At 66.5% G+C, this 11,666-nt stretch carries 10 protein-coding genes; 6 read left to right on the top strand and 4 right to left on the bottom strand.

Translation table 11 applies throughout. The features are described 5' to 3' along the window. Window position 1 precedes the first annotated feature (1 nt). The 3 genes from CH285_RS24745 to CH285_RS24735 are packed head-to-tail and all read left to right on the top strand — an operon-like array spanning window position 2 to window position 3,769. Window positions 2-658: a potassium-transporting ATPase subunit C gene (locus CH285_RS24745; protein ID WP_032392574.1), complete on the top strand. Its 657-nt coding sequence runs from the start codon at window positions 2-4 to the stop codon at window positions 656-658. Then, the gene (locus CH285_RS24740) at window positions 642-3,095 is read left to right on the top strand and encodes a sensor histidine kinase (RefSeq protein ID WP_052053615.1); all 2,454 of its coding nucleotides are present in this window, start codon (window positions 642-644) and stop codon (window positions 3,093-3,095) included. Before CH285_RS24745 ends, CH285_RS24740 begins: the two co-directional genes overlap by 17 nt. Then, complete coding sequence (locus CH285_RS24735) at window positions 3,092-3,769, top strand: response regulator (RefSeq protein ID WP_032392572.1); 678 nt, start codon at window positions 3,092-3,094, stop codon at window positions 3,767-3,769. The genes CH285_RS24740 and CH285_RS24735 overlap by 4 nt, the downstream gene beginning before the upstream one ends. Window positions 3,770-3,788: 19 nt before the next feature. Here the strand turns inward: CH285_RS24735 and ggt are convergent, their stop codons facing one another. Together ggt and CH285_RS24725 are read right to left on the bottom strand one after the other, a co-directional pair. Beyond that, entirely contained in the window at window positions 3,789-5,711 is a 1,923-nt protein-coding gene (gene ggt, locus CH285_RS24730) for a gamma-glutamyltransferase (protein WP_032392571.1), read from the bottom strand. Window positions 5,712-5,747: 36 nt separating this feature from the next. Next, window positions 5,748-7,970, bottom strand: coding sequence for a putative bifunctional diguanylate cyclase/phosphodiesterase (locus CH285_RS24725; protein WP_032392570.1), 2,223 nt, complete (start codon window positions 7,968-7,970; stop codon window positions 5,748-5,750). A 199-nt stretch (window positions 7,971-8,169) separates the two neighbouring features. Here CH285_RS24725 and CH285_RS24720 point away from each other — a divergent pair, with 199 nt between their 5' ends. After that, window positions 8,170-8,880, top strand: a complete 711-nt coding sequence (locus CH285_RS24720) for a Clp protease N-terminal domain-containing protein (protein ID WP_027495137.1) — start codon at window positions 8,170-8,172, stop codon at window positions 8,878-8,880. Between the two features lie 10 nt (window positions 8,881-8,890). On the opposite strand, the gene CH285_RS24715 is transcribed toward CH285_RS24720, so the two are convergent. Next, complete coding sequence (locus CH285_RS24715; RefSeq protein ID WP_094644127.1) at window positions 8,891-9,880, bottom strand: NAD(P)/FAD-dependent oxidoreductase; 990 nt, start codon at window positions 9,878-9,880, stop codon at window positions 8,891-8,893. Window positions 9,881-10,118: 238 nt separating this feature from the next. Here CH285_RS24715 and CH285_RS24710 point away from each other — a divergent pair, with 238 nt between their 5' ends. Beyond that, a complete protein-coding gene (locus CH285_RS24710; RefSeq protein ID WP_027495139.1) occupies window positions 10,119-10,361 on the top strand; it encodes a hypothetical protein in 243 nt (80 codons plus the stop codon). Here the strand turns inward: CH285_RS24710 and CH285_RS28090 are convergent. After that, window positions 10,358-10,516 carry a hypothetical protein gene (locus tag CH285_RS28090; protein ID WP_176458587.1) on the bottom strand — a complete coding sequence of 53 codons (159 nt, stop codon included), beginning with the start codon at window positions 10,514-10,516 and terminating at the stop codon, window positions 10,358-10,360. The two genes, CH285_RS24710 and CH285_RS28090, sit on opposite strands and share 4 nt — an antisense overlap. Window positions 10,517-10,768: 252 nt before the next feature. Between CH285_RS28090 and CH285_RS24700 the strand changes: the two genes are divergently transcribed. Next, the gene (locus tag CH285_RS24700; protein ID WP_176458588.1) at window positions 10,769-11,656 is read left to right on the top strand and encodes an SGNH/GDSL hydrolase family protein; all 888 of its coding nucleotides are present in this window, start codon (window positions 10,769-10,771) and stop codon (window positions 11,654-11,656) included. The last annotated feature ends 10 nt before the right edge of the window (window positions 11,657-11,666 follow it).

The following is an 11,666-nucleotide window of genomic DNA, read 5'->3' as shown; positions in this document are numbered from 1 at the left end:
CATGCGTTTCGTACAGGGATTTCTCCGTCAGGTCGTCGCCGGCTTCGCAGTGCTGCTGGCGCTCACCGTGATCCTCGGCATCGCGTACCCGGCTGTGGTCTGGGGCATCGGCCGCATCGGCACCGACTCCGCCGAGGGGTCGCCGCTGCGTGACGCACAGGGGTGCGTCGTCGGCAGCTCGCTGATCGGCGTCGATCCGCAGGTGGATCCGGGAGAGCCGGATCCGTTCTTCCACACCCGCGTCACGGGCTCGGTATCGGACGACGACGCGTTCGCGCCCGGTGATCCGGCCGCGGCGCTGCCGACCAATCAGGGCCCGTCGAGCGAGGTACTCGCGTCGTTCGTCGAACAGCGCCGAGCCGCCATCGCAGCCCGGGAGAACGTCGACCCGTCCACCATTCCGGCCGACGCCGTCACCGGCTCCGGATCCGGTGTCGATCCCGATATCAGTCCCGCCTACGCGGCCCTCCAGGTCGCCCGGGTGGCCCAGGTCAACGGAGCGCCGGTGAGCGAGGTGGAGGCTCTGGTCGACGAGTACACCCGCGGCCCGCAGTACGGTGTACTCGGTGCCGAAGCGGTGAATGTCCCGGAGTTGAACCTGGCACTGCGGGACGCATACCGGCCGGGTGAGGAGACAGGCTGTGGCGGACAGGGGTGAGCTGCGGATCTATCTCGGTGCCGCGCCCGGCGTCGGCAAGACCTTCGCCATGCTCGGCGAAGCTCGTCGGCTGCAGGATCGCGGACGTGACGTGGTCGCGGCCGTTGTGGAAACGCACGGTCGGGCGCGAACCATCGAGGCACTCGAGGGCATCGAAGTTCTGCCGATGGCCACCGTCCGTTACCGAGGAGCCTCGGCGCAGGAACTCGATCTCGACGCGGTCCTGACGCGCCGCCCCGAGGTGGTGCTCGTCGACGAGCTGGCGCACACCAACACTCCGGGCAGCGTCCACGACAAGCGGTGGCAGGACGTCGAAGTGCTGCTCGACGCGGGCATCGATGTCATCTCCACACTCAACGTGCAGCACCTCGAATCTCTGAACGACGTGGTGCAGCAGATCACCGGTGTTCCGCAGCGAGAGACGGTTCCCGACAGCGTGGTTCGGGCCGCGGACGAGGTCGAGCTGGTCGACATCACACCGGAGGCGTTGCGGAGCAGGCTGCGGCACGGCAACGTCTACGCCGCCGACAAAGTAGACGCCGCGCTGAGCAACTACTTCCGCGGCGGCAACCTGACGGCTCTGCGTGAGCTAGCACTGCTGTGGATCGCCGACCAGGTCGACGCCGCATTGGTGAAGTACCGCAAGGACAATCGCATCACCGACACCTGGGAGGCGCGCGAGCGGGTGGTGGTCGCGGTGACGGGCGGCCCCGAGTCGGAAACCCTGCTTCGGCGGGCGAGTCGGATCGCCTCGAAGTCCAGTGCCGAACTGATGGTGCTGCACATCGTTCGCGGAGACGGCCTCATGGGCGTGTCCGCACCGCAGATGGGTTCCGTGCGCAAGCTCGCCGCCGGCCTCGGTGCGAGTGTGCACAGCGTTGTCGGGGACGACGTGCCCACCACTCTGCTCGATTTCGCGCGCGGAGTGAACGCCACGCAGTTGGTGATCGGTACCTCGAGAAGGTCACGCGCCGCCCGCATTCTCGACGAGGGTATCGGCGCGGCCGTGGTGCAGAACTCGGGAAAGATCGACGTGCACATGGTCACTCACGCCGAGCAGGCCCGTCGGCGGAGTCTGCAGGTCGATTCGGGGCGTCGACGGGTGATCGCCTGGCTGGCCGCGGTTCTCGTGCCTTGCTTGGCCGCTGCAGTGCTGAGCACGGTCGGTCCCGATTTCGATTCCAGCGGTGAGAGCGCCCTGTTCTTCATGGTGGTGCTGTGTGTGGCGCTGCTCGGAGGTGTTGCCCCGGCAGCACTCTCGGCGCTGATCGCAGGATTTCTACTGAACTATTTCTTCACCACACCCAGATACAGCCTGACGATCGCCGAGCCGGACAACTTCGTCGTGACAGTCGTACTGCTGCTGGTCGCTGTCGCGGTCGCGGCCCTGGTGGATGCGGCTGCTCGGCGGACGCGTCAGGCACGCCGGGCGACGCAGGAAGCCGAACTGTTGACCCTGTTCGCGGGGTCCGTCCTGCGCGGTGCCGATCTGGGTGCGCTGCTCGAGCGCGCACGGGAGACGTACCGCCAGTCCGGCGTCGCATTGTGGGACAACCAGTCCCGATCCATCGTGGGCAGCTCGGGCGAACACCCGCCTACCGATCGCAACGGGGCCGACACCGAAATCGACGCGGGCGATTTCACGCTGCTGCTCGTCGGCGAACGCACCCGCGCCCACGATCGCCGCGTCCTCGCAGCCGTGGCCAACCAAGCCGCGGGCATGGTGCGCCAAGCCCGTTTGGCCGAGGAAGCCAGCCGCGCCAACGCACTGGCCGAGGCCGACGCGTTGCGTCGAGCATTGCTCTCGGCCGTCAGCCACGATCTGCGGACGCCGCTGTCGGCGGTCAAGGCAGCCTCGTCGTCGCTGCGCAGCACCGACGTTCAGTTCTCGCCCGAGGACACCGACGAACTGCTCGCCACCATCGACGAGTCGGCCGACCAGTTGACGGCATTGGTGACCAATCTGCTCGACTCCTCGCGGCTGCAAGCCGGTGTGGTCCAACCCAGTCTGCGTCCCGTCTTCGTCGACGACGTGCTGGCAGGCGCGCTGGTAGGGGCCGACGAGCGCGTGCGGGTCGAGGTGGGCGACGTCGAAGTGCTCGCCGATCCGGGTCTGCTCGAACGAGTGCTCGCGAACCTGGTGGCGAACAGTGCCCGCTACGCCCCCACCGGCGAGATCACCGTGCGCGCCGCAGTGCACGGTGACATGGCCGCCATCTCCGTCGTCGACCACGGCCCCGGCATCACCGTCGGGGCCGAAGCGACCATGTTCGACGCGTTCCAACGCCTCGGCGACCGTGACAACTCGGTGGGGGTCGGACTCGGCCTGTCGGTGGTGCGAGGATTCGTGCGGGCCATGGGCGGTACCGTCACGGCGTCGGACACCGTCGGCGGAGGGCTGACGATGACGGTCGAGTTGAAGGCGGCGAGCAGGTGAAGGTACGGGCGCTCGTCGTCGACGACGAACCACAGATCGTGCGGGCGCTGCGGATCAATCTGAACGTCCGCGGATTCGAGGTCGTCAGCGCGGCTACGGGTGGGGAAGCACTGCGGGTGGCCGCGAACTTCCACCCGGACATCGTGATTCTGGACCTCGGTCTGCCCGACATCGACGGTATCGACGTCATAGCAGGTCTGCGCGGATGGACCGATGTGCCGATTCTGGTGCTCTCGGCGCGCACCGACTCGGCCGACACAGTCGAGGCACTCGATGCCGGAGCGGACGACTTCGTGACCAAGCCGTTCGGCATGGACGAGCTGTTGGCGCGGCTCCGCGCGGCCCTGCGCCGCGGTCCGCAATCGGTGCCGGACCCCGTCGTCGAGACCGCGGACTTCACCGTCGACCTCGCTGCCAAAACCGTTGTTCGGCAGGGCGAGAACGTGCACCTGACGCGCACCGAGTGGGGGGTGCTGGAGTTGCTCGTCCGCAACGAAGGAAAGCTGGTGTCGCAGAAGGAGATTCTGCGTACCGTGTGGGGGCCCGGGCATGAACGCGAAACGCATTATCTGCGAATCTATCTCGGCCAACTACGGCAGAAGTTGGAACGAGACCCGGCGGCACCGGTACATCTGATCACCGAAACCGGCATGGGCTATCGATTCGTGAGCTGAGCGCTACCCGCGCCCGCACCTATCCACCCAGTACCTCACCTTCGCGGCGTGGGTCCGCTCCGCCGATCCAGCCACCGTCGGTGCGTTGCAGCGCGCTCAGCCCGCTCGACTGGTCGGCAACCGAGACCTGGTGGCCCTTCTCGCGCAGCGTCACCACGACCGGATCGTTCTCTCCGGTCACGTTGGGATGTTCGCCGCCGTAGTTGGTGGACGGGGTGTTGGCCGCCCCGAAGTCGACCATCGACACCGCCTGCTGCGGGTCCATTCCCCAATCGAGCAGTCCTACCAGTGTTTTGACGACGAACTGGATGATGACAGACCCGCCGGGTGAGCCTGCGACGAGAACGAGATCTCCGCGTGTGCCGTCGTCGCCGCGGTCGAACACCAGGGTCGGGGCCATCGAACTGCGCGGACGCTTGCCGGGCTCGACACGGTTGGCCATGGGAGTTCCGTCCTCGGCCACCGGCGCGGCGGAGAAGTCGGTCAGCTGATTGTTGAGCAGGAAGCCGTCGACCATGTGGAACGAGCCGAAGGCCGACTCGACAGTTGTCGTCATCGAGGCCGCGTTGCCCTCGCCGTCGACGATCGAGATGTGGCTGGTGCCGTGCTCGGGATCGGTGGACGAGGCGAACTGCACCGGTCCGAAGTCGCCCGGTTTCGCGGTACCCATCGACTTGCCTTCGTCGATCAGTCCTGCTCTGCTGCTGAGGTACTCGGGGTCGAGCAGGGTGTCGGGCGAGCCGCCGGGTAGGGGTACGAAATCCGGATCGGCGACGTACTTGTCGCGATCGGCGTACGCCAGACGCTCGGCCTCGGAGATCAGATGCACGGCCTCGGCGGTCGGCTTGCCGCCGTTGGCATCCATATCCGTCGGGGCGTACTGCGCCAGATCGAAGTTCGACAGAATGCCCATCGTCGACGCCACCGCGATGCCGCCGGAGGACGGCCCCGGCATTCCGCAGATGTCGTGATCGCGGTACGGCGTGCACACTGCGGTACGGGTCTTCGGCTCGTAGCCGGCGAGGTCGTCCACCGTGATCTGCCCCGGGGTACGGCCGGCGGTGGTATCTGCTGTCGCGTCGACGATCGCCTGGGCGATGTCGCCGGTGTAGAAGGCATCGGCACCGTCGGTTGCGATGGTGGACAACGTCTTCGACATCGCCGGATTGTTCAGCACCGTGCCGGCAGGCTTACCGGTTCCGTCGGGCTGCAAGAAATAGTCCTTGGACGCCGGGTCGAGTGCGAGCTTCGGTGCCGAGTCCGCGATGGACGAGGCCATGCGCGGGCTGATCTCGATTCCGTTGTCGGCGAGCTCGATCGCGGGTCGGAACAGATCCCCCCACGGCTTGTCACCGTGATCCTCGTGCGCCTGCTCGAGCATGCGCACAACGCCCGGCACGCCGATCGATCGGCCACTGGACCGCGCATCGGGTTGCGGCACAGTGCGGTTGACGTCGTCGATGTACCGCAGGTAGTCGCCGGTGGCACTCATCGGCGCGGTCTCGCGGCCGTCGTAGCTCTGCACCTCGCCCGACGCGGCGTCGTAGTACATCAGGAAAGCGCCGCCGCCGATTCCCGACGACTGGGGTTCGACGAGCCCGAGCACGGTCTGCGCCACGATGAGGGCGTCGGCCGCGGTGCCGCCGTCGCGTAGTACCTCGCATGCGGCCTCCGTGGAGACCGGGTTGGCGGTGGAGACCGAGTACGACGGCGTCTCCACCGGAGTCATGTTCGACCGATATCCGGTCGCCACTTCCGGATTGGTGGAGATGTCACCCGAGCCGGTGCTCGGGGTCTTTCCTACCGGGGTGCCGCCACTGGCACCGAGTACGCAACTGTCCGCCGCGGCGGTGTCGGTACCGGCGTCGTCGCTACTGCTGCACGCGACGAGCGGCACCAGCAAGAGAGCACAGGCGAGGGCGGTGTAGCGAACAGGGCGCATTCCGGTTGCAGACACCGCTCGACGCTAACACCGTGGTCACCGTTGCTGCGCGGATTCGAGAAGCCAATGCGCGATGGGGGCGGGCCTGCCGTACAGATAGCCCTGCGCGAAACGGCAGTCGAGTTGCTCGATGATCGCGGCCTGTTCCTCGGTCTCGACCCCCTCGGCGACGGTCGTCACGGAAAGCGCGGACGCCATGGCGGTGATGGCGCGAATCAGCTGGACGTCGGAATCGGAGACGCCGATCTCGTGGACGAAGGACTTGTCGATCTTGAGCAGCGCAATCGGCATCTTGCGCAACCGGTTCAGCGAGGAGTAGCCGACACCGAAATCGTCGAGCACGATGAGTACGCCCATGGCGGCGAGCCGATCGAGCACGGTCTTCGCTGCGCCGACGTCGTCGATCAGAACACTTTCGGTGATCTCGAGCGCCAGGTCCGCACCGGCGACGCCGAAGGTATCGAGCACCCGTTGGACGATGCCCGGCAGCGAGTCGTCGCGCAGCTGCATCGGCGAGACGTTGACCGACATGGTGACGTCCTGCCCGTTCGCGCGCAGTGTCACCAGATCGGAGATCGCGGTGCGCAGTACCCACTCACCGATCTCCTCGATGAGATTGGTCGATTCGGCGATCGGGATGAACTCGTTCGGCGTCCGTACTCGGCCCTGCCAGTTCCAGCGCACGAGCGCCTCGTAGACAACGGTCTTGCGGGACTTCGTCGCGACGATCGGTTGGTAGTAGACCTCGAGTTCTCCGCGCCGGATCGCGCCGCGAAGTGCGGTGGCGGTCTCGATCGCCGATGTTGCTCGCGCACGCAAGGACTCGTCGAAGAACGCGTAGCGAGACGCCCCGAGAGATTTCGCGTGATACATCGCGGTGTCGGCCTCGCGGATGGCGTCGTGCAGTCGTTCGGCGTCGGCGATGCCCACCGAGGCCGAGACGTAGGCGGTGGCAGCACTGAGCGGGAACGGCTCACTCAGTCGTTCGATGATGCGGCGCGCCAACAGTTCCGAACCGGAACGGTCGCGGCGGGTGAGCACCACGAACTCGTCGCCGGCATAACGAACGACGGTGTCGGCGGCACCGACGGCCGCGCGGATGCGACGTGCCGCGGCGACGATCAACTCGTCTCCGACGCGGTGGCCGTACGAATCGTTGACCATCTTGAAGTTGTCGAGGTCGACGAACAGAGTGCAGGTGCGTCCGGGTCGCTGAGCGCGTTCGTGTCGGGCGTACTCCGCGTCGAGCGTCGTGCGGTTCGGCAGTCCGGTGAGCAGGTCGTGTGCCGCGAGGTAGCGGGCATGCTCTTCGCCGGTCTGCACTCGGGCCAGGGCGCGTTCGCCGCGGAGGAAAGCGCCGACCAGGATCGAGGCGAGCAACAGCGAGCGGACGATCAGGTCGCCGGTGGAGACCGCCGAACCGAGCAGCGGCACGGTCGCACAGACCACCAACAACAACACCACGAAGACCACCCGACGGCTGCTGTGGGCGGGTGCGGGGGTCTGCCGGTGCGACACCGTGCGCATCGACGGGTCGAGCGCTGCCATCGCCAGCGACAGGTACGCGAACAGGTAGATGCCGTCGAGCAACCCCGAGGACGGAGCGTCGTCGGTCGTCGCCGCGAAGGCGTAGGACACGTCGCCGACGAATGTCGCCACCAGGGCGAGCAGCGCCCAGAACAGCGCGGCGGAGCGGGGTTTCGAGGAGAAGAGCAGATATGTCGTCAACGTGATCAGCGCCGCGTCGATCGCCGGATAAATCCCGTTCACCACCGTCGACACGGACGAACGCGGCAGGTCGAGGGCCGGAGAGATCAGCAGCAACCACGACAGGAACAGTGTGCCGAGGAAGATCAGGCCTGCATCGACGAGTGGGGTGATGTCGTCGATCGATCGGCGGTCTCGGATCCACCGAGACAGGGCGTATCCCACCAGGGCGTACCCGGTGAGAGTGAACAGATCCGGAAGCAGCGAGAACGATCGATCCAGCGCGTTCGGGTCGCTGCGAAACGAGACTCCGAACATGAACAGCACCGAGGCTCCGAACAGAGCCCACCAGCATCGGGCGTCGCTCGGGCGGTAGCGACGAATTGCCGCACTGATCGCCACGACCGATCCGACGGCGACGACAGCCAGCACGCCGGCACGCACGTCGGCACTGCCCTGGACGAACACCGTCACCGCGACGACGGCCACAGCAGCCAAGAACGCGGTCCGCACCGACGGCACGGCGAAAGGTGCAGCGGCCTTCGCATTCATCGAAGGACCCCACTTCCCCTCGCGTGCGGACTCGCACCGTCCCGACTGACGCCATCATCGGTGAATATACGTCTTTGCCTGCACAAACGGTGATCAGGGTCACTATTTGCCCTCGAACAAACCGCGACTCCACCGACCCTCGGGGAACAGGCGTCAACCAAGGGTTGACGATCGACGACCGTCAACCTAAAGTTGACGCATGACAGAATCGACGAAGATCACCAATCCAGTCCGACTCGACGACCTGATCGCCGCCATCGAGAAGGTGCACACCGACGCACTCGATCAACTCTCCGACGCGGTGATCGCCGCCGATGCGCTCGGCGACATCGCCGACCATCTGATCGGCCACTTCGTGGATCGAGCGCGTCGGTCCGGTGCGTCCTGGACTGCCATCGGCGCGTCCATGGGCGTCAGCAAGCAGGCGGTACAGAAGCGGTTCGTGGCCAAGGGCGGCGACGACCCTGCCGAGCTCGACGCCAGCCAGGGCTTCTCTCGCTTCACTCCGCGCGCACGAAATGTGGTGGTGGGGGCGCAGAACGAAGCCCGGGCGACGAGCAACGACCACATCACCACGGGCCACTTGATCCTCGGCCTGCTCGGCGAGCCCGAGGGCTTCGCCGCGAAGCTGCTGGGTGCGCAGGGGCTCACCGACGAGCAGATCCGCGCCGCGGTGACGGCGACGCTGCCCGCACCGGCCGATCCCCTGCCGGCGCTGATTCCATTCGACGCCGGTGCCCAGAAGGCACTGGAATTGACCTTCCGTGAGGCGCTTCGGTTGGGACACAACTACATCGGCACCGAGCACATCCTGTTGGCGTTGCTCGAGAACGAGGATGCCACCCTGACCGAGCTCGGGGTCCGCAAAGACGCCATCGAGAGCGGACTGGCAACCGCGCTGGGAAGCTGATGAACCGCCGTCAGGAGGCCATTGCTTCGGCCTGCTCGACGGCGAACCGAACGTCCTCCTCGATGAGATCACCGTTGATCGCGGCACCGGCCTTCACGCCTGCCGCAGATGCCGCGACGACGGTGTCCATGGGTGCCGCTACGTTGCCGGCCACCCACACTCCTGGCACGGACGTCGCCCCGACCGGGTCGGCCTCGATGTAGGTGCCCAGGACGTGCCCGTTCATCACCATCTCGGTTGTCTCGAGTCCCAATGACTCGAGAACGTCCGCGCGGGAAGTGAAGTTGGGGCCGACGACCACGGCGTCGAGCGCGACGGCGACGCCGTTCGCCAACGTGACGCCGACGATGGCGTCGTTCTCGACGTCGACTCGCGTGATCTCTTCTTCGACCACGACGATCCCGCGGGCGCGCATCCGCGTCAGCTCTTCGGGGCTCAATTCCGTTGCGGTGTGGGTGAATACGGTGACATTCTCGGACAGTTGACGCCACATCTGGGCCTGATGTCCGGACATGACGCTGCCGATGATGCCGATCGCCCGGTCTCGGACTTCCCATCCGTGGCAGTACGGGCAGTGCAGTACGTCGCGGCCCCAGCGCTCGGCGAGCCCGGGGATGCTGGGAAGAATGTCGGTGAGACCGGTGGTGACCAGGAGGCGACGGCCTCGAACGACGGTCCCGTCGGCGAGGGACACCTCGAACCCGGAGTCGGTCCGCGCAGCCGAGGTCGCGCTGCCGTCGACGATGCGGACGCCGTAGTGCTCGGCCTCGATACGGCCGAGACGAACGAGCTCGAGCGGAGATTCGCCGTCGCGCGTCAGGTAGTTGTGGGAATGGGCGGCCGGAGCGTTGCGTGGATCGCCGGCGTCGACGATCGCCACGGATCGGCGGGAGCGTCCGAGAGCGACGGCTGCGCTGAGCCCCGCGACTCCGCCGCCGACGATTATCGCGTCGACGGGGACATTCTCGACGGGGGCTGGGTGTGCGTTGTCTGAAGTCATGTCTGCAGTGTGCGGACAGGACTGCATGGTTGGCAAGAAATATTGCCAGGACAGCAACTTGTCGAAGGCGAAAATACCGCTGCTCCGACTCGCGCAGACAAAACGAGGTAGCTGCCCTGTTTGTCCCCGCGTCGGCCGAACCGACGGTTGCCATCGGTGGCAGTAAGCGCGGATCTACCGCTTGAACAGGCCGTTCGGGTGCGGTCTACTGATCGGCAGGAAGAATTTTGGGGGCGCAATGGGGAATTTCGAAATCGGAGATACGGTCGTCGCACTCAGAAATCTGGGACGCGTGCGTTGGCGAAGCGGCATTCCGAAGGGAACCGTGGGGATCGTCGTAGGCATCGACTGGCTCGGCGACGCCCGAGTAGACTTCACCGCCGACCCGTCGATGCGAGCGCGCGGAGAAGCGGTGGAGCACATCGTGGCCGACGGTGACGTCCGGACGGTGCGGTCGGCGCCTCGCCGCTTGTTCGGCTAGCTGCCGTCGGTTCGCTCGTCGTCGGTGGCCGGGCCGGATTCGATGGCCCCGCCCTCGCTGGACCAGTCGTTGGTGTCTGCGTCCGCAGCCGGGTCGGACTGCACGTCCTTGTCGGCGTCGGGGGCAGAGTTCTCGTCGTGCTTCGGATCAGTCATGTGTGCGGTGTACCCGTGCGGTGCCGGACGAACCGTCGGCACCGCACGGATGGCGAACTGCCGGTCCTACAGTCCGAAGGGCAGCGTTCCCGGTGCCAGCTCGAAGCCGCTGCTACCAGCAGAAATGGAGCCGAAGCCGGCCAGGATCGCGTTGATGAAGTTGGTGATCATGCGATGTTCCTTTCCTTCGATGTGTAGACGTACTCGTGGGACAACCCGGTCGAGGTTACCGGCCGCGGTAGCGTCGAGCCTGTGAGGAACCCTGGGATCTACGTCGGGATTGCTGTTGCCGTGAGTCTGCTGGCGGCGTGTTCTTCGCCCAGTGCACCCGACGCCGACGTCCCGGACGCCCCGGCTTCCGCCCCACTGAACTATGTGGCGCTGGGTGATTCGGCGGCGTCGGGGCCACGTATCCCGGAGCAGGTGGGCGTACCAGGTTGTGAGCAGTCCGACTCGAACTACCCGCACGTCGTCGCGGCTCAGCTCGAGGTCGCGTCGTTCGTCGACGTCACGTGCGGCGGGGCCGTGACCGAGAACCTCGTCTCGACGCCGCAGAGCACCTCCAGCGGGGATCAGCCCGTCCAACTCGACGCGGTGACGCCCGAGACCGATCTGGTGACGGTGACGATCGGAGGCAACGACATAGGGCTCGTCTCGACCGCGGTGGGCTGCCTGACGTTCGCGAATTCCTCGACAGGCAACGTCTGCAAGGACCGGCTCACCGCCGGCGGCGTCGACACCGTCGCCGCCGCCATCGCGGACAAGGCTCCGGGCTGGGGCGCGATGCTCGACGCGGTGGCCGAGCGTGCGCCCGACGCGCGGATCCTCGTCGTCGGATACGGAACGTATCTCCCCGACGGCGGCTGCTTCCCCACTCAGCCGGTTCTCCCCGAGGACGCCGACTACATCCAGAGCAGCATCACCGCCATGAACCAGGCGCTGAAGACACAGGCCGAGGAGCACGGGGCCGAGTTCGTCGACACCGAGGCACTCAGCGTCGGCCACGATGTCTGTGCGGCAGTCGATCAGCGGTATTTCGAGGGCGTCATCCCGGAGAACCCCGCTGCGCCACTGCACCCGACAGCAGCCGGCATGGCCGCCATCGGTGACGAGATTGCCTCGATCGTGCGAAGCGAATAGGTGTCCACGG

It is taken from the genome of Rhodococcus sp. 05-2256-B1, assembly GCF_002258465.1.
Lineage (GTDB): Bacteria > Actinomycetota > Actinomycetes > Mycobacteriales > Mycobacteriaceae > Rhodococcoides > Rhodococcoides fascians.
This window is presented reverse-complemented; position numbering and strand designations above follow the sequence as displayed.